Annotated in this window: 18 protein-coding genes and 4 tRNA genes; all 22 read left to right on the forward strand. The window is 34.2% G+C overall.

Translation table 11 applies throughout. The features are described from left to right. Window positions 1-10: 10 nt before the first annotated feature. The 22 genes from H601_RS0105675 to rpoB all read left to right on the forward strand — a co-directional run bounded on the left by H601_RS0105675 (window position 11) and on the right by rpoB (window position 17,441). Window positions 11-1,372, forward strand: coding sequence for a pyridoxal-phosphate dependent enzyme (locus tag H601_RS0105675; RefSeq protein WP_026710606.1), 1,362 nt, complete (start codon window positions 11-13; stop codon window positions 1,370-1,372). 79 nt (window positions 1,373-1,451) lie between these two features. After that, window positions 1,452-2,729: a DUF2851 family protein gene (locus H601_RS0105680; protein ID WP_026710607.1), complete on the forward strand. Its 1,278-nt coding sequence runs from the start codon at window positions 1,452-1,454 to the stop codon at window positions 2,727-2,729. Between the two features lie 45 nt (window positions 2,730-2,774). Further along, entirely contained in the window at window positions 2,775-3,155 is a 381-nt protein-coding gene (locus H601_RS0105685; protein ID WP_026710608.1) for a hypothetical protein, read from the forward strand. A 5-nt stretch (window positions 3,156-3,160) separates the two neighbouring features. Further along, window positions 3,161-3,382 carry a PspC family transcriptional regulator gene (locus tag H601_RS0105690; protein WP_026710609.1) on the forward strand — a complete coding sequence of 74 codons (222 nt, stop codon included), beginning with the start codon at window positions 3,161-3,163 and terminating at the stop codon, window positions 3,380-3,382. A 79-nt stretch (window positions 3,383-3,461) separates the two neighbouring features. Further along, entirely contained in the window at window positions 3,462-4,958 is a 1,497-nt protein-coding gene (locus tag H601_RS0105695) for an alanine/glycine:cation symporter family protein (RefSeq protein ID WP_026710610.1), read from the forward strand. Between the two features lie 16 nt (window positions 4,959-4,974). Continuing rightward, window positions 4,975-5,841 carry a ComEA family DNA-binding protein gene (locus H601_RS0105700; protein WP_026710611.1) on the forward strand — a complete coding sequence of 289 codons (867 nt, stop codon included), beginning with the start codon at window positions 4,975-4,977 and terminating at the stop codon, window positions 5,839-5,841. A 31-nt stretch (window positions 5,842-5,872) separates the two neighbouring features. Further along, the gene (locus H601_RS0105705; RefSeq protein ID WP_026710612.1) at window positions 5,873-7,042 is read left to right on the forward strand and encodes an acyl-CoA dehydrogenase family protein; all 1,170 of its coding nucleotides are present in this window, start codon (window positions 5,873-5,875) and stop codon (window positions 7,040-7,042) included. 73 nt (window positions 7,043-7,115) lie between these two features. Then, window positions 7,116-7,310 carry a 30S ribosomal protein S21 gene (rpsU, locus tag H601_RS0105710; protein WP_026710613.1) on the forward strand — a complete coding sequence of 65 codons (195 nt, stop codon included), beginning with the start codon at window positions 7,116-7,118 and terminating at the stop codon, window positions 7,308-7,310. Between the two features lie 71 nt (window positions 7,311-7,381). After that, the gene (locus H601_RS0105715) at window positions 7,382-8,278 is read left to right on the forward strand and encodes a tyrosine-type recombinase/integrase (RefSeq protein ID WP_026710614.1); all 897 of its coding nucleotides are present in this window, start codon (window positions 7,382-7,384) and stop codon (window positions 8,276-8,278) included. Between the two features lie 29 nt (window positions 8,279-8,307). Next, window positions 8,308-8,610, forward strand: coding sequence for a ribosome hibernation-promoting factor, HPF/YfiA family (hpf, locus tag H601_RS0105720; RefSeq protein WP_026710615.1), 303 nt, complete (start codon window positions 8,308-8,310; stop codon window positions 8,608-8,610). A 92-nt stretch (window positions 8,611-8,702) separates the two neighbouring features. Beyond that, window positions 8,703-8,776: transfer RNA gene (locus H601_RS0105725), tRNA-Thr, on the forward strand. A gap of 84 nt (window positions 8,777-8,860) precedes the next feature. After that, window positions 8,861-8,941 (forward strand) — tRNA-Tyr (locus H601_RS0105730). A 29-nt stretch (window positions 8,942-8,970) separates the two neighbouring features. Beyond that, window positions 8,971-9,042 (forward strand) — tRNA-Thr (locus H601_RS0105735). A 54-nt stretch (window positions 9,043-9,096) separates the two neighbouring features. Then, entirely contained in the window at window positions 9,097-10,284 is a 1,188-nt protein-coding gene (gene tuf, locus H601_RS0105740; RefSeq protein WP_026710616.1) for an elongation factor Tu, read from the forward strand. 54 nt (window positions 10,285-10,338) lie between these two features. Beyond that, window positions 10,339-10,409 (forward strand) — tRNA-Trp (locus H601_RS0105745). A gap of 15 nt (window positions 10,410-10,424) precedes the next feature. Next, a complete protein-coding gene (secE, locus tag H601_RS0105750; RefSeq protein ID WP_026710617.1) occupies window positions 10,425-10,622 on the forward strand; it encodes a preprotein translocase subunit SecE in 198 nt (65 codons plus the stop codon). 7 nt (window positions 10,623-10,629) lie between these two features. Beyond that, window positions 10,630-11,181 carry a transcription termination/antitermination protein NusG gene (nusG, locus tag H601_RS0105755; protein ID WP_026710618.1) on the forward strand — a complete coding sequence of 184 codons (552 nt, stop codon included), beginning with the start codon at window positions 10,630-10,632 and terminating at the stop codon, window positions 11,179-11,181. Between the two features lie 65 nt (window positions 11,182-11,246). Then, on the forward strand, window positions 11,247-11,684 hold the full coding sequence (gene rplK / locus H601_RS0105760) for a 50S ribosomal protein L11 (RefSeq protein WP_026710619.1): 438 nt from the start codon (window positions 11,247-11,249) through the stop codon (window positions 11,682-11,684). 13 nt (window positions 11,685-11,697) lie between these two features. After that, the gene (gene rplA / locus H601_RS0105765; RefSeq protein ID WP_026710620.1) at window positions 11,698-12,387 is read left to right on the forward strand and encodes a 50S ribosomal protein L1; all 690 of its coding nucleotides are present in this window, start codon (window positions 11,698-11,700) and stop codon (window positions 12,385-12,387) included. A gap of 22 nt (window positions 12,388-12,409) precedes the next feature. Further along, the gene (gene rplJ / locus H601_RS0105770) at window positions 12,410-12,925 is read left to right on the forward strand and encodes a 50S ribosomal protein L10 (protein ID WP_026710621.1); all 516 of its coding nucleotides are present in this window, start codon (window positions 12,410-12,412) and stop codon (window positions 12,923-12,925) included. Between the two features lie 62 nt (window positions 12,926-12,987). Continuing rightward, the gene (gene rplL, locus H601_RS0105775) at window positions 12,988-13,365 is read left to right on the forward strand and encodes a 50S ribosomal protein L7/L12 (RefSeq protein WP_026710622.1); all 378 of its coding nucleotides are present in this window, start codon (window positions 12,988-12,990) and stop codon (window positions 13,363-13,365) included. A 263-nt stretch (window positions 13,366-13,628) separates the two neighbouring features. Continuing rightward, on the forward strand, window positions 13,629-17,441 hold the full coding sequence (rpoB, locus tag H601_RS0105780) for a DNA-directed RNA polymerase subunit beta (protein WP_026710623.1): 3,813 nt from the start codon (window positions 13,629-13,631) through the stop codon (window positions 17,439-17,441). Window positions 17,442-17,487: the final 46 nt, after the last annotated feature.

Consider the following 17,487-nt stretch of genomic DNA (forward strand, 5'->3'; position numbering starts at 1 on the left):
AATATATAACATGAAATTTGCAAAAAATATACTTGAAACCATAGGAAATACTCCTTTGGTTAGAATAAATAAACTTACTGCGGAGCTAAACTGTTTGGTTTTGGCTAAAGTAGAAACGTTCAATCCCGGAAATTCTGTTAAAGATAGAATGGCCATCAAAATGATTGAAGATGCTGAAGCCGATGGACGTTTACAACCTGGCGGAACCATCATCGAAGGAACCTCGGGAAATACCGGAATGGGGCTCGCATTAGGAGCAATCGTAAAAGGATATAAATTAATTTGTGTAATTACCGATAAGCAATCCAAAGAGAAAATGGACATTCTTCGTGCGGTTGGAGCTAAAGTAATTGTTTGTCCTACTGATGTTGAACCGGATGACCCTCGTTCGTATTATTCAGTTTCCAAACGATTAGGTACCGAAATTCCTAATTCGTGGTATGTCAATCAATATGATAATCCATCAAATGCCATTGCACATTACGAGCAAACCGGTCCGGAAATTTGGGAACAAACGCAAGGGAAAGTTACCCATTTTGTTGTTGGTGTTGGAACAGGAGGTACCATTTCTGGAGTAGCAAAATATTTAAAAGAACACAATCCAAATGTTAAGATTTGGGGAGTAGATACCTATGGTTCAGTATTTAAAAAATACCACGAAACCGGAATTTTTGACGAAAATGAAATTTATTCCTATATCACTGAGGGAATTGGAGAAGATATTTTACCCAAAAATGTTGACTTTTCATTGATTGATGGTTTTACAAAAGTAACCGATAAAGATGCTGCCGTTTATACAAGAAAATTAGCCTTGGAAGAAGGTATATTTGTTGGGAATTCTGCCGGTTCAGCTATTAAAGGAGTATTGCAATTGAAGGAGCATTTCAAACCTGAAGATGTTGTTGTGGTATTATTTCATGACTCGGGTAGCCGTTATGTTGGTAAAATGTTCAATGATGATTGGATGAGAGAACGAGGATTCTTAGATGAAGAGATTACAAAAGCCATAGATTTAATTAAAAATCATAAAGATAAATCATTGGTTATCGTAAGAACGGAGGAATTGGTTTCACATGCCATTGATCGTATGAAAAAATACAATATTTCTCAAATTCCGGTTATCGATACCACCGGATTTGTAGGTTCAGTTGACGAGTCTGATTTGTTTAGAAGCTATTTAGAAGATAAAAATATCGCTGATAAACCAATCAAAAGTGTTATGGGAAAACCTTATCCTATCGTAAAATCTTCTACGCCGGTTGATGAAGTTTCAAAATTGATTACCAAAGACAATCATGCAGTGTTAGTGGAGTTGGAAAACGGTAAACACCACATTATTACCAAGCACGATATTATTAGTAACATAAATTAAAAAATGAATCCTTAGCTAAAAGTTAAGGATTTTTTTTATCTTAGCTCCTCGTTATAAGCCATTTTCAATTTTATTCGCCATGAAAGAACAATTCCTTCATTATGTTTGGTTATTCAAAAAATTTAATTTTAACCAACTCCATACCACTTCCGGTCAGGAAGTTATTATTCAACATTCCGGTTATTATACACAACAAGAGGGACCTGATTTTTTTAATGCTCAACTTATTATTGATGGTCAAAAATGGGCAGGAAACATTGAAATTCATCTAAAATCTTCTGATTGGTATCTGCATCACCATGAAAATGATAACAACTATAACAATGTAATACTTCATGTTGTTTGGGAACATGACATGGAAGTTTTTAGAAAAAATAATGCTTCAATTCCGGTTTTAGAACTTAAACGATATATACCAAGTCAAGTTGTGCATCAATATCAACAATTATTGCAACCTAAAACTTGGATCAATTGTGAGAAAGAAATTCAGTTTATAGATGAATTCACATTGCAAAATTGGATGGAAAGATTGTTTTTTGAACGTCTGGAAAAAAAATCGAACGAAGTTGAATATCTACTTCAAAAAAATGTCTTTGATTGGGAAGCTACTTTTTTTCAATTATTGGCCAAAAGTTTCGGATTGAATACCAATGGAGAAGTATTTTTGACAATGGCTTCAAAAATTCCTTATGCTATTATTAAAAAAGAGCGTAATGCACTTGAAAATATTGAAGCTCTTTTTTTTGGAGCTACAGGATTATTAGAAGAAGAAAAGGAAGATGTTTATTTTCTTGATTTGAAAAAAAGATGGTATTATCTGAAACATAAATATCAATTAAATGGTCAAGTTTGTCTGCCAGTTCAATTTTTTAAACATCGACCCGATAATTTTCCAACTATTCGATTGGCTCAGTTGGCAAAATTAGTTTTTTCGCATACTCATTTTTTTCAATCGATTATAGAATTAAAATCAGTAAAAGAGATGTATGTATTTTTTGATTGTTCAATTTCAGATTATTGGCAAGCACATTATGTATTTGATAAGCCTCATCCAAAAAAGGCAAAAAAAATCACAAAATCGTTTATAGATTTATTGATTTTGAATTGTGTTTTACCTATACAATTTACTTTTGCTCATGCAAATGGGAATGTTTTTTCGGATGATTTAATAGCATTAGCATCAGAAATTCCCGCTGAGAAAAACAGCATAATAGAAAAATTTGTGTCATTCGGTTTATCAATAAACAATAGTTTTCAATCCCAATCCGTTTTGCAGTTGAAGAAAGAATATTGTAACTCAAATAGCTGTTTGAATTGTGCAATTGGCCAAAAATTAATTAACTTTACCTCAAAATGATTCAAAATGGATGCACAAAATAAAACAACGGCTTTTTTTCAAAAAATGAAACGCTTTTTTGTAAAGTCAATCGTTTTGTTCTTATTACTTTTTTTAGGCTATTTTGTATTTATATTTTTTGTACCCTATTCTGAAGGGTATCGCTCTGGCGAATTGATTAAATTTAGTAGAAAAGGAATGGTTTTCAAAACATGGGAAGGGGAATTGAGTCAAGGTATTTCAGGAGCTCAAATTTTCTCTTTTTCAGTATCACCAAAAAAAGAGGAAGTGTTACAAAAGTTAGAAGATTTACAAGGCAGATATGTTAAACTTCAATATATCGAAAGGTATAAAGCATTTCCTTGGTGGGGAGATTCGCGTTATTTTATAACAGATGTAGAAGAAGAATCGTCACCGTTTTTAAAACCCAAACAACAAGTTGATTAGTAAATATGATTCATAAAATTCGTCATTTTTTTGAACTTCATGGCTTTCATGTTTCTTCACGATTAGCCGATCGATTGGGAATGAGAGCTACACAAGTTCGATTGTTCTTTATTTATATTTCTTTTGTAACCGTAGGTTTATGGTTTGGGGTGTATCTCACACTTGCTTTTTGGTTGAAATTAAAAGACATGATTCATACGAAAAGGAGTTCCGTATTCGATTTGTAAAGAAAATAGAGTGTAAACTTTTTTTACATTCTTTTTTTTTGCATCTTGCTCATCCAAATATTAATTTTAAGTTAACTTCATGAAAAAGTTATTTTCGTTACTAGCTATTTTAATTCCAATTGTGTCATTCAGTCAAGAGAAAGGCTTGGATGAAAAAATCAATGATATCATAAAACCTGCCGTTGATGCTATGGCAAGTGTATTCTTTTATAGACCTTTTGAATCTATAGGTTTTGATATGCCGTTGGTTGTTCTTTGGCTAGTTGTTGGAGCAACTTTTTTTACGCTTTATATGGGTTTTATCAATTTAAAAGGACTTAAACATGCTTTTCAATTGATTCGAGGTGATTATGATAAACCTGGAGATGAGGGTGAAGTTTCTCACTTTCAAGCTTTAGTTACTGCTTTATCCGGAACGGTTGGTTTAGGTAATATTGCCGGAGTTGCCGTGGCGATTTCAATTGGTGGGGCAGGAGCAACATTCTGGATGATTTTAGCCGGTTTTTTAGGGATGTCATCCAAGTTTGTAGAGTGTACTTTAGGTGTAAAATATAGAAAACTAAATGATTTAGGTGAAGTTTCCGGTGGACCAATGTATTACCTTTCTGAAGGATTAAGTAAAAAAGGGTATGCCGGTTTGGGTAAAGTCTTGGCTGTAGTTTTTGCTATTCTAGCTGTAGGTGGGTCTTTTGGTGGTGGTAATATGTTTCAAGCCAATCAATCTTTTGCTCAATTAGCCAATGTGTTTCCTGTTTTCGTTGGAAATGGATTTTGGTATGGCTTAGTTGTAGCATTTTTTGTTGGAATAGTAATTATTGGTGGAATTAAGAAAATTGCAAGTGTTACCGATAAAATTGTACCATTCATGGTGGGAATTTATGTTATAACTTCTTTAATAATCATTTTTGTAAACATAAGCCATGTTGGTGATGCATTTTCACAAATTTTCGCCGGTGCTTTTACTGCTGATGGAATTACAGGGGGTGTGATTGGTGTTTTAGTAGTCGGATTTCAACGAGCTGCTTTTTCTAATGAAGCAGGTGTTGGATCAGCTGCAATTGCTCACTCAGCGGTAAAAACGGATGAGCCGGTAAGTGAAGGAATTGTGGCTCTTTTAGAGCCTTTTGTCGATACAATTGTGGTTTGTACCATGACAGCATTGGTGTTGATTTTTTCCGGTTTTGCTCAAGATACACAAGGGTTAACAGGCTCAGCTTTAACTTCGGCAGCTTTTAGTAGTGTTTTACCTTGGTTTAAATACATTTTATTAGTAGCCATCATATTATTTGCATTTTCAACAATGATTTCTTGGTCATACTATGGAATGAAAGCTTGGACCTATCTTTTCGGAAATACAAAAAAAATGGAAAATCTTTACAAGATATTATTCCTTGTTTTTGTAGTTTTGGGGTCATCGGCAAGTTTAGGTGCGGTGATAGATTTTTCAGATATGATGATTTTGGGAATGGCTTTCCCAAACATTCTTGGTTTATATTTTCTATCTTCAGAAGTTAAAAATGATTTGAAAGATTACTTCAAACGTTTAAAATCAGGAGAAATTAAAAAATACGAATAATTTTTATCGCAAAATAATGAAAAATAAATCCCTTTATCTTTATTCATTTAATCAAAGAAAAGGGATTTTTTTGTTACTTTTAGTGATGATATTCACGCAAGCCATTTATTTCTTTTGGAGTTCAAATACTACACCACAAAAAGATAAAGAAGATCATCAATGGCTTGCACTTCAATCCCATGTTGATAGTTTAAAACAGGTTAAAGAGGAATTTAAACCAACGATTTATCCTTTCAATCCGAATTTTATATCCGATGTTAAAGGTTATCGTTTAGGAATGTCAGTTGAAGAATTGGATCGCTTATTTGCTTTCAGAAAACAAAATAAATATGTTAATTCAGCAAAAGAATTTCAATCAGTAACGGGTGTCTCAGATAGTTTATTGGCAGTAATTTCACCTTATTTTAAGTTTCCGGATTGGGTAAATCAACCCCAAAAGGAATATGTTAAATTTGAAAATAAAATTTCTGACGTTAAACCCAAAACAAAAATAGATATTAATCTAGCTACGCAAGAAGATCTAATCAAAGTTTACGGAATTGGTCCGGCTCTTTCTGAGAGAATTCTTAAACAGCGAGAGGTTTTAGGCGGTTTTGCATCAATGGAACAATTAGCTTTCGTTTGGGGTTTGAATCCAGATGTAATTGAAAATGTAAACAAAAGTTTTGCTGTAGTTTCCACTTCCGGAATTAAGAAAATAAAAATCAACGATTTGTCTATAAAAGAATTAAGTAAATTTCCTTATTTTAATTATACAATCGCAAAAGAGATTGTCACCTATAGAAGTATGAAAGGTGATATTCAAAATATTGAGGATTTAACAAAAATTAATGGTTTTCCTGTTGAAAAATTAAAATTTATTGCCCTATATTTGGAATTCTAAAAAATAATTGTTTTAAGAACCAATTTTTAATATGAATTCAAATTACTTTACAGAAGAACATCTTTTATTCAGAGCTACTTTCAGAGATTTTTTGCAAAAAGAAGTTGTTCCACACATTGAAAAATGGGAGAAAACAGGAACCATTGAACGTTTTATTTGGAAAAAGTTCGGTGATATGGGCTTTTTTGGATTAGTTTATCCTGAAGCGTATGGAGGAATGAACTTGGATTTATTCTATACGGTAATCTTTCTTGAAGAATTACAAAAAATAAAATCTTCCGGTTTTGCTGCAGCCATGTGGGCCCATGCATATTTAGCTATGACACATTTAAATGCTGAAGGAGACGAACGCATTAAACAAGAATATTTATCAGCTAGTATTTCCGGTGATAAAATTGGTGCACTTTGTATTACCGAGCCTTTCGGAGGAAGTGATGTTGCCGGCATGAGAACTACCGCAGTAAAAAAGGATAATAAATATGTTATAAATGGTTCAAAAACATTTATAACGAATGGTGTGTATGCAGATTACTATGTGGTAGCAGCAAAAACGCAACCTGAATTGGGTAATAAAGGAATAAGTATTTTTTTAGTAGATACTAAAACCTCCGGAATTGCCGCAACTAAGCTTGATAAATTAGGATGGAGAGCATCCGATACAGCTGAGATTTCATTTGATAATGTTGAAATTCCATTGGAAAATTTGATGGGTGAAGAAGGGAAAGGTTTTCCCTATATCATGCAACATTTTGCTTGGGAACGATTGATCATGGCGGTTAATGCTCATGCTAGAGCAGAATACGCTCTTGATTATACTATTGAATATATGGATCAAAGAGAAGCTTTTGGTTCAAAAATCAGTAAATTTCAAGCGTTACGCCACACATTAGTTGAACATGCTACAGATGTTGAACATTGTAAAGTTTTTAATTATGCCGCAGTTGACCGCTTAAATCGCGGTGAATATGTCGTTAAAGAAGCAACAATGGCAAAGTTAAAATCTACTAAAGTAGCTGATGAAACAATTTATAGTTGTCTTCAAATGCTTGGTGGTTATGGTTACATGGAAGAATATCCTTTAGCTCGCTTGCTTAGAGATAGTCGATTAGGACCAATAGGTGGAGGAACATCTGAGATTTTAAAAGAGATTTTGTCTAAGATGATAATCGACAATCAGAATTATAAGCCTGCCGTAAAATAATTTGGTTTTTTAATTTATAATTAAAAAATAATATTACTTTTGCACCCACTAAATGAGAGGAGGTGTCCAGATTATGTTAATTATACCAATTAAAGACGGAGAAAATATCGACAGAGCGTTAAAACGTTACAAAAGAAAATTTGACAAAACAGGAACTGTTCGTCAGTTAAGAGCACGTCAAGCTTTCACTAAACCATCTGTTGTTAGAAGAGCACAAGTTCAAAAAGCACAATATATTCAAACATTGAGAGACAGTGTTGAGATGTAATTAGTATTTTTTATACAATTTAAAAACGTTAGTAAGAGAAGTTTTGTAACTTTGATGCTAACGTTTTTTTTATGCAATCAAATTTAAATGCTTTTCAGGATTATCTACACATGCAGAAAAACTATTCTTTGCATACTGTCAAAGCATACATGAAAGATTTAGAAGATTTTGAAGCGTTCAACCAACTTCATTTTGAACAAGATTCAATAGATTTTGTAGATTATCCACAAATTAGAAGTTGGATAGTTTCATTAATTGATAACAATTTGTCAACTACATCTGTTAATCGAAAGATTTCTTCTCTAAAATCATATTATAAATTTTTATTACGTATTAAAGTAATAGAAAAAAGTCCCCTTCTTAAACATAAAGCTTTAAAAACGCCAAAGAAAGTGCAAATTCCTTTTTCTGAGAAAGAAGTAGATTTAGTGTTGAATCAAATTCAATATCCTGATGGATTTGAGGGTTGTAGAGATAAATTAATTATTGATTTGTTTTATACAACAGGTATCAGAAGAGCAGAATTATTGAGTTTAACAGTTCAATCAATTGATTTTTCACAGTCATTGTTAAAAGTAATCGGGAAAAGAAACAAAGAAAGAATTGTTCCATTGTTGCCAATTGTTAAAAATCAATTAGAGAGTTATATTTTACAACGCAATAAAATTCAATTAATTAACGCAGAACAATCACTTTTTGTCACACAAAATGGTGTTAAATTAAATAATACATTTGTATATCGATTAATAAATCACTACTTTAGTAATGTCTCCGAGAAGGTAAAAAAAAGCCCTCATATTTTGCGTCACACGTTTGCAACGCATCTATTAAACAACGGAGCCGATTTGAATTCAGTGAAAGAATTGTTAGGACATTCAAGTTTAGCTTCTACTCAGGTATATACGCACAGTAACCTTGCTGAGTTAAAAAAAATATATTTAGAAGCCCATCCTCGAAATTCAAAATAATTCAATTTGTTTAACTTAAAAATTAAATTATGAAGGTAAATGTTAATGCAGTAAACTTTAATGTGGATAGAAAATTAATTGATTTTATTCAAATAAGACTAGATAAGTTAGAAAAATATTATGACAAAGTTGTGGTTGCTGATGTGTATTTAAAAGTAGAATCTACCAGTGAAAAGGAAAATAAAATTGTTGAAATAAAAATGCATGTACCCGGAGATGATTTTATGGTAAAAAAACAATGTAAATCGTTTGAAGAAGCAGTTGACTCTTCTGCAGAATCGTTAGAGCGTTTATTGTTAAAAAGAAAAGAAAAAATCAGAACACATTTGTAAAATAAATTTTTTTTCAAAAATGTTTTGATTGACAAATAAAATCTATACATTTGCAGTCCGTTAGAAATAGCGGACTTTTTTTATTGAGTAACGCCGGTGTAGCTCAGCTGGCTAGAGCAGCTGATTTGTAATCAGCAGGTCGTGGGTTCGAGTCCCTCTATCGGCTCAAAGAAAAGTATTTATTGAAAATGTTTTGTAAGAATTTGTTTCTGAAAAAACATCCATGTTCATTAAAAGTTTAAAAAATTGAGGGGAGATACTCAAGCGGCCAACGAGGACGGACTGTAAATCCGTTGGGAAACCTTCGCAGGTTCGAATCCTGCTCTCCCCACATTTTAAACAAATGAATTAAAATTTCCTGCCGGTGTAGCTCAGGGGTAGAGTGCTTCCTTGGTAAGGAAGAGGTCACGGGTTCAAATCCCGTCATTGGCTCAAAATTGTAAGATTTTAACACTATTATATAACTAAGATTAAAAATTAAGTAAAATGGCAAAAGAAAATTTTAATCGTTCCAAACCGCACTTAAATATTGGTACAATTGGACACGTGGATCACGGTAAAACTACATTAACTGCAGCAATTACTAAAGTATTGTCTGAAAAAGGTTTCTGTCAAGCAAAATCGTTTGATCAAATTGATAACGCTCCTGAGGAGAAAGAAAGAGGTATTACTATTAATACTTCACACGTTGAGTATGAAACAGCTAACCGTCACTATGCTCACGTTGACTGTCCAGGTCACGCGGATTACGTTAAGAACATGGTTACTGGTGCTGCTCAAATGGACGGTGCTATCTTAGTAGTTGCTGCTACAGATGGTCCAATGCCACAAACACGTGAGCACATCCTTTTAGGACGTCAGGTAGGTATTCCAAGAATCGTTGTATTCATGAATAAAGTGGACATGGTTGATGATGCTGAGCTTTTAGAGTTAGTTGAAATGGAAATTAGAGATTTATTGTCTTTCTATGAATATGATGGAGATAATGGTCCAGTTATCCAAGGTTCTGCTTTAGGAGGATTAAACGGAGATGCTAAATGGGTTGAAAAAATCATGGAATTAATGGAAGCTGTTGATGCATGGATCGAAGAGCCAGTGCGTGATAACGCTAAACCATTCTTGATGCCTGTTGAAGACGTATTTACAATTACTGGTCGTGGAACTGTTGCTACAGGTCGTATCGAAACTGGTGTTGCTAATACTGGAGACCCAGTTGAAATCATCGGTATGGGTGCAGATAAATTGACTTCAACAATTACAGGGGTTGAAATGTTCCGTAAAATCCTTGATAGAGGTGAGGCTGGAGATAACGTAGGTCTTTTATTGAGAGGTATTGACAAAGCTGATATCCGTAGAGGTATGGTAATTTGTAAGCCAGGTTCAGTAAAACCACACGCTAAATTCAAAGCTGAGGTGTATATCTTGAAAAAAGAAGAAGGTGGTCGTCACACGCCATTCCACAACAACTACCGTCCACAGTTCTATGTAAGAACAACTGACGTAACTGGTACTATTTCTTTACCAGCTGGAGTTGAAATGGTTATGCCTGGAGATAACTTAACTATTGATGTAACTTTATTAAGCCCAATCGCTCTTAACATCGGATTACGTTTCGCTATCCGTGAAGGTGGTAGAACAGTTGGTGCTGGTCAGGTAACTGAAATTGTTGAATAATTTAAATAATTAAAAAGCCAGTCGGTATTTTATTATACCGCTGGCTTTTAACAAACGGGTGTAGTTCAAGGGTAGAATAGCGGTCTCCAAAACCGTTGATGGGAGTTCGAATCTCTCCATCCGTGCAAAATGAAATCATAATGACAAAAGTTGTTAATTACATAACAGAAGCTTTCGAAGAATTAAAATCAAATGTAACTTGGTCTCCATGGTCAGAGGTTCAACGTTTGACAATTATTGTAGCTGTTTTTACAGTTGTATTTGCATTAGCTACATGGGGAGTAGATGAAGTTTTTAGAAAAGCAATATCAGGATTTTTTAATTTGATTAAAGGATAAACCAGTTATGGCTGATAGTAGTTTAAAAAAGTGGTATGTTGTAAGAGCTGTAAGTGGTCAGGAAAATAAGGTAAAATCTTATATCGAAACTGAAATCAATCGTCTTAATTTGGGTGATTATATTGCTCAAGTACTTGTGCCTACTGAAAAAGTTGTTCAAGTAAGAGAGGGTAAGAAAATTTCAAAAGAAAAGGTTTACTTTCCTGGTTATGTTATGATTGAAGCTAATTTGATGGGAGAAATTCCTCATATTATAAAATCAATAACGGGTGTAATTGGATTTTTAGGTGAAGTAAAAGGTGGAGATCCTGTTCCGTTAAGAGCATCTGAAGTAAACAGAATGTTAGGTAAAGTTGATGAATTAGCAATCACTTCTGATAATCAAAATATTCCATTCACTGTTGGTGAAACAATCAAGGTAATTGATGGACCTTTTAACGGATTCAATGGAACTGTTGAAAAAATCAATGAAGAAAAGCGTAAACTTGAAGTAATGGTTAAAATTTTCGGAAGAAAAACACCATTAGAGTTAGGGTTTGTGCAAGTTGAAAAAGTATAATTTGTTACATTATTATAAACCGCATCTTGCTTCCAATTGAGATGTGCTAAATTTTTTAAAACACAATGGCTAAAGAAGTTAGTAAAGTAGTTAAACTACAAGTTAAGGGAGGTGCCGCGAATCCTTCGCCACCGGTTGGACCTGCTTTGGGAGCTGCTGGGGTTAACATCATGGAATTCTGTAAGCAGTTTAATGCTAGAACCCAAGATAAACCCGGCAAAGTTTTACCAGTACAAATTACTGTTTACAAAGACAAATCATTTGACTTTGTTGTAAAAACTCCACCAGCTGCTATCCAATTATTGGATGCAACAAAGCTAAAGTCAGGTTCAGGTCAACCAAATCGTAAAAAAGTAGCTAGCGTTACTTGGGATCAAATTAGAACAATTGCCGAAGACAAAATGGTAGATTTAAATGCATTTACTATTGAGTCTGCTATGAGTATGATAGCCGGTACTGCACGTTCTATGGGTATAACTGTAACAGGAGCTGCTCCTTTTTAATTAAGAGAAAGACATGGCAAAATTGACAAAAAAGCAAAAAGAGGCTGCAGCAAAAATTGAGAAGAACAAATTATACTCTTTAAAAGATGCTTCTGCATTATTAAAAGAAGTTGCTTCTGCAAAATTTGATGAGTCTGTTGATATCGCAGTAAAATTAGGAGTTGATCCTAGAAAAGCGAATCAAATGGTAAGAGGTGTGGTAGCTTTACCACACGGAACTGGTAAAGATGTTAGAGTTCTAGCTCTTGTTACTCCAGATAAAGAAGCTGAAGCTAAAGCTGCTGGTGCAGACCACGTAGGTTTAGATGATTATCTACAAAAAATTAAAGATGGTTGGACAGATGTTGATGTAATCATCACTATGCCTGCTGTAATGGGTAAATTAGGTCCATTAGGTCGTGTTTTAGGACCTAGAGGTTTAATGCCAAACCCTAAAACAGGTACGGTAACGATGGATGTTGCAAAAGCTGTTCAAGAAGTGAAAGCAGGTAAAATCGACTTTAAAGTTGACAAAACCGGTATTGTTCACGCTGGTATTGGAAGAGTATCTTTCAATGCTGACATGATTGTAGATAATGCTCACGAAATTATTCAAACATTAATCAAAATGAAACCAACTGCAGCAAAAGGTACTTATATCAAGTCTATTCACTTGTCTAGTACTATGAGTCCTGCAATTGCTTTAGATCCTAAAGCAGTTTAATTGGTAGTTAAACAAGTATATTATGACTAGAGAAGAAAAATCAAGAGTTATTGAAGATTTAACTGCACAGTTGGCTGATAGTAATGTAGTTTACATTGCAGATATTTCTAATCTTAATGCTGAAACCACTTCTAATTTAAGAAGAGCTTGTTTCAAAGCCGGAATCCAATTAAATGTTGTAAAAAACACTTTATTGGAAAAAGCAATGGAAGCTTCTTCAAACGATTATGGAGATTTACCTTCAATATTAAAAGGAAATACTTCAATAATGATTGCAGAGAATGGAAATGCTCCTGCAAAAATCATTAAAGAATTCCGTAAAAAATCAGATAAACCAATCTTAAAAGGAGCTTATATTCATCAAGCTGTATTTATTGGTGACAACCAATTAGATGCACTTGTAGCTCTTAAATCAAAAGAAGAAGTTATCGGAGAAATCATCGGTATTCTTCAATCTCCTGCTAAAAATGTTGTATCTGCACTTAAATCAGGTGGAGGTAAAATTGCAGGAATTGTTAAAACCTTATCGGAAAGATAAGAACCCCGCGAGAACGCACTTAATAAATTATATTTTACAAACTATTTAAATCGATAGAAAAAATGGCAGATTTGAAACAATTCGCAGAACAATTAGTTAACTTAACAGTTAAAGAAGTTAACGAATTAGCAACAATTTTAAAAGATGAGTATGGTATTGAGCCTGCTGCTGCTGCAGTAGTTGCTGGTCCTGCTGTAGGTGGTGGTGAAACTGCTGCTGCTGAAGAGCAAACTGAATTCACAGTAGTATTGAAAGATGCTGGTGCTTCTAAATTAGCTGTAGTTAAAGCTGTTAAAGAATTAACAGGTTTAGGTCTTAAAGAAGCTAAAGATTTAGTTGATGCTGCTCCTGCAAATGTTAAAGAAGGAGTTTCTAAAGATGAGGCTGAAGGTCTTAAAAAATCTTTAGAAGAAGCTGGAGCTGTAGTTGAGCTTAAATAAGCTAACTTAGGTTTTAAAAACTAGGTTTAGGTCTTGGATTAACCTCCAACGACCTAAACCATTTTTCGTATAATAAAATAGAATCAAGTTTTATTATCATATTAGTTTAATATACGAAAAAATTTTTGATCGATACGAAGAAAAAATTTAAATGAATTATACCATTTATTTTAAGAGATGTATCGGTTTTAAAAAAGAAAGTATAACTTAAACAGTGTAATCACACAAAAATTACTTTTTTTTAATCAAAATTTTGTCCATTGATGATAACAAATCAGACTGAAAGATTGAATTTTGCCTCTACTAAAAATATCCCTCAATATCCGGATTTTCTTGATATTCAGGTGAAATCATTTCAAGATTTTTTCCAATTGGAAACCAAATCAGATGAAAGAGGCAACGAAGGTCTATACAACACCTTCATGGAAAATTTTCCAATTACCGATACCAGAAACAATTTCGTACTCGAATTTTTAGATTATTTTGTTGACCCACCTCGTTACTCTATATCAGAATGTATTGAGAGAGGTTTGACCTATAGTGTTCCGCTAAAGGCTAGATTGAAACTATATTGTACCGATCCGGAGCACGAAGATTTTGAAACAATTGTACAAGATGTTTACCTTGGAACCATTCCATATATGACTCCAAGTGGAACTTTCGTAATTAATGGTGCAGAAAGAGTTGTTGTTTCACAATTACACCGTTCGCCTGGTGTATTCTTTGGACAGTCTTTCCATGCAAATGGAACCAAATTATATTCTGCCCGTGTTATTCCTTTTAAAGGTTCATGGATAGAATTTGCTACCGATATCAACAATGTGATGTACGCGTATATCGATAGAAAGAAAAAATTACCTGTAACTACTTTATTCCGTGCAATTGGTTTTGAAAGAGATAAGGATATTCTTGAAATATTTGACCTTGCAGAGGAAATTAAAGTATCTAAAACAGGATTAAAAAAATACATCGGACGTAAATTAGCGGCTCGTGTGTTAAACACTTGGCATGAAGATTTCGTAGATGAAGATACAGGAGAAGTAGTTTCTATCGAAAGAAACGAAATCATTTTAGATCGTGATACCATTATTGATAAAGATAATGTGGAAGAAATCATCGATTCTAATGTGAAATCTATTTTGTTACACAAAGAGGATAATAACCAAGCTGATTACGCCATTATCCACAACACGTTACAAAAAGATCCAACCAACTCAGAAAAAGAAGCCGTTGAGCACATCTACCGTCAGTTGCGTAATGCAGAACCGCCTGATGAAGAAACTGCTCGTGGTATTATCGATAAATTGTTCTTCTCCGATCAACGTTACAACTTAGGTGAAGTTGGTCGTTATAGAATGAACAAAAAATTAGGTTTGGATATCCCAATGGAAAAACAAGTGTTGACCAAAGAGGATATTATCACCATCGTGAAATATTTGATCGAATTAATCAACTCTAAAGCCGAGATTGATGATATTGATCACTTATCAAACCGTCGTGTTAGAACTGTTGGAGAACAACTTTCAGCACAATTTGGTGTAGGTCTTGCTCGTATGGCTAGAACTATCCGCGAAAGAATGAACGTTAGAGATAACGAGGTGTTTACGCCAATCGATTTGATTAATGCTAAAACATTATCTTCGGTTATCAACTCTTTCTTCGGAACCAACCAGTTATCTCAATTTATGGATCAAACTAATCCATTGGCTGAGATTACACACAAAAGAAGATTGTCTGCACTTGGACCTGGTGGTCTTTCGAGAGAAAGAGCTGGATTCGAGGTGCGTGACGTTCACTATACACATTATGGACGTCTTTGTCCGATTGAAACGCCTGAGGGACCAAACATTGGTTTGATTTCTTCACTTGGGGTTTATGCGAAAGTAAATGGAATGGGATTCATCGAAACTCCTTACCGTAAAGTTACGAATGGTGTGGTTGATTTAAAATCGGAACCAATTTACTTAAGTGCAGAAGAGGAAGAAGGTAAAATGATTGCTCAGGCAAACATTGAAATGGATGGTAGCGGTAAAATTACTGCTGATAAAGTTATTGCTCGTGAAGAAGGCGATTTTCCGGTAGTTGAACCAAATGTTGTTCATTATACAGACGTTGCTCCAAACCAAATTGCATCGATTTCTGCATCGTTAATTCCTTTCTTGGAACACGATGATGCGAACCGTGCGTTGATGGGATCAAACATGATGCGTCAGGCCGTACCATTGTTACGTCCTGAATCTCCAATTGTTGGTACCGGTTTAGAGCGTCAAGTAGCTTCTGATTCTAGAGTGTTAATTAATGCCGAAGGAAATGGAGTAGTAGAATATGTTGATGCAGAAAAAATTACCATTAAATATGATAGAACGGAACAAGAGAGAATGGTAAGTTTTGATGCAGATGAAAAAACATATCAATTAATCAAATTCCAAAAAACAAATCAAAGTACTTGTATCAACCTAAAACCAATTGTTAGAAAAGGGGATAGAGTTACTAAAGGTCAAGTATTGTGTGAAGGATATGCTACTCAAAAAGGAGAATTAGCCATCGGAAGAAACTTAAAAGTGGCGTTCATGCCATGGAAAGGATACAACTTCGAGGATGCAATTGTAATTTCTGAAAAAGTAGTTCGTGATGATATTTTTACATCTATCCACATCGATGATTATTCATTGGAAGTTAGAGATACAAAATTAGGTAATGAAGAATTAACCAATGATATTCCTAACGTTTCTGAAGAAGCAACTAAAGATTTGGATGAAAACGGAATGATCAGAATTGGAGCTGAAGTAAAACCTGGCGACATTCTTATCGGAAAGATTACACCAAAAGGAGAATCAGATCCAACTCCGGAAGAAAAATTATTACGTGCCATCTTTGGTGACAAAGCTGGTGATGTTAAAGACGCTTCGTTAAAAGCTTCTCCTTCATTACACGGTGTTGTTTTAGATAAAAAATTATTTGCAAGAGCCGTTAAAGATAAACGTAAGCGTACAAAAGATAAAGATGATTTGGCTTCATTAGAAATGGAATTTGAAGTGAAGTTCAATGAGTTAAAAGATAAATTAGTTGATAAATTATTCAACATCGTAAACGGAAAAACTTCTCAAGGAGTAATGAATGATCTTGGAGAGGAAGTTTTACCAAAAGGTAAAAAATACACTCAAAAAATGTTAAATGCAGTAGAAGATTTTGCTCATTTAACAAAAGGTCAATGGGTTGCTGATGAAGAAACCAATGTATTAGTTAATGATTTGATTCACAATTATAAAATCAAATTAAACGATTTACAAGGGGCTTTAAGAAGAGAGAAATTTACCATTACAGTTGGAGATGAATTACCAGCCGGTATCTTAAAATTAGCCAAAGTTTACATTGCTAAGAAACGTAAATTGAAAGTGGGTGATAAAATGGCAGGTCGTCACGGAAATAAAGGTATTGTTGCTCGTATCGTAAGAGATGAGGATATGCCTTTCTTAGAAGACGGAACGCCGGTTGATATCGTGTTGAATCCTCTTGGGGTACCTTCTCGTATGAATATTGGTCAGATTTATGAGACCGTATTAGGATGGGCAGGTATGAATTTAGGTCAAAAATATGCCACTCCAATTTTTGATGGTGCTACTATCGATCAAATTAATGAGCTAACAGATAAAGCAGGTATTCCAAGATTTGGACATACTTATTTATACGATGGAGGAACCGGAGAACGTTTCCACCAACCGGCTACTGTTGGGGTGATTTACATGCTTAAATTAGGTCACATGATTGATGACAAAATGCACGCACGTTCAATTGGTCCTTACTCACTTATTACACAACAGCCATTGGGTGGTAAAGCTCAATTTGGAGGTCAGCGTTTTGGAGAGATGGAGGTTTGGGCTCTTGAGGCTTATGGAGCTTCAAGTACCTTGAGAGAAATTTTAACGGTTAAATCAGATGATGTAATCGGTAGAGCTAAAACATATGAAGCTATCGTAAAAGGAGAGCCAATGCCGGAACCAGGTTTACCGGAATCATTCAACGTTTTAATGCACGAATTAAAAGGTCTTGGTTTAGATATCCGTTTAGAGGAATAATAGTATTGTTTCAAGTTTCAGGTTACCGTTTGGTTGCCTGAAACTT

Source organism: Flavobacterium filum DSM 17961, assembly GCF_000425465.1.
GTDB lineage: Bacteria > Bacteroidota > Bacteroidia > Flavobacteriales > Flavobacteriaceae > Flavobacterium > Flavobacterium filum.

Excerpts from the sequence above, each read along its gene's own strand:
- rplL (WP_026710622.1), top strand. The coding sequence starts at position 12,988 with ATGGCAGATTTGAAACAATTCGCAGAACAATTAGTTAACTTAACAGTT.
- nusG (WP_026710618.1), top strand. The coding sequence starts at position 10,630 with ATGGCTGATAGTAGTTTAAAAAAGTGGTATGTTGTAAGAGCTGTAAGT.
- H601_RS0105705 (WP_026710612.1), top strand. The coding sequence starts at position 5,873 with ATGAATTCAAATTACTTTACAGAAGAACATCTTTTATTCAGAGCTACT.
- hpf (WP_026710615.1), top strand. The coding sequence starts at position 8,308 with ATGAAGGTAAATGTTAATGCAGTAAACTTTAATGTGGATAGAAAATTA.
- H601_RS0105715 (WP_026710614.1), top strand. The coding sequence starts at position 7,382 with ATGCAATCAAATTTAAATGCTTTTCAGGATTATCTACACATGCAGAAA.
- H601_RS0105675 (WP_026710606.1), top strand. The coding sequence starts at position 11 with ATGAAATTTGCAAAAAATATACTTGAAACCATAGGAAATACTCCTTTG.
- H601_RS0105700 (WP_026710611.1), top strand. The coding sequence starts at position 4,975 with ATGAAAAATAAATCCCTTTATCTTTATTCATTTAATCAAAGAAAAGGG.
- rplA (WP_026710620.1), top strand. The coding sequence starts at position 11,698 with ATGGCAAAATTGACAAAAAAGCAAAAAGAGGCTGCAGCAAAAATTGAG.
- H601_RS0105680 (WP_026710607.1), top strand. The coding sequence starts at position 1,452 with ATGAAAGAACAATTCCTTCATTATGTTTGGTTATTCAAAAAATTTAAT.
- rpsU (WP_026710613.1), top strand. The coding sequence starts at position 7,116 with ATGTTAATTATACCAATTAAAGACGGAGAAAATATCGACAGAGCGTTA.
- rpoB (WP_026710623.1), top strand. The coding sequence starts at position 13,629 with ATGATAACAAATCAGACTGAAAGATTGAATTTTGCCTCTACTAAAAAT.
- H601_RS0105690 (WP_026710609.1), top strand. The coding sequence starts at position 3,161 with ATGATTCATAAAATTCGTCATTTTTTTGAACTTCATGGCTTTCATGTT.
- tuf (WP_026710616.1), top strand. The coding sequence starts at position 9,097 with ATGGCAAAAGAAAATTTTAATCGTTCCAAACCGCACTTAAATATTGGT.
- rplJ (WP_026710621.1), top strand. The coding sequence starts at position 12,410 with ATGACTAGAGAAGAAAAATCAAGAGTTATTGAAGATTTAACTGCACAG.
- H601_RS0105695 (WP_026710610.1), top strand. The coding sequence starts at position 3,462 with ATGAAAAAGTTATTTTCGTTACTAGCTATTTTAATTCCAATTGTGTCA.
- secE (WP_026710617.1), top strand. The coding sequence starts at position 10,425 with ATGACAAAAGTTGTTAATTACATAACAGAAGCTTTCGAAGAATTAAAA.
- rplK (WP_026710619.1), top strand. The coding sequence starts at position 11,247 with ATGGCTAAAGAAGTTAGTAAAGTAGTTAAACTACAAGTTAAGGGAGGT.
- H601_RS0105685 (WP_026710608.1), top strand. The coding sequence starts at position 2,775 with ATGAAACGCTTTTTTGTAAAGTCAATCGTTTTGTTCTTATTACTTTTT.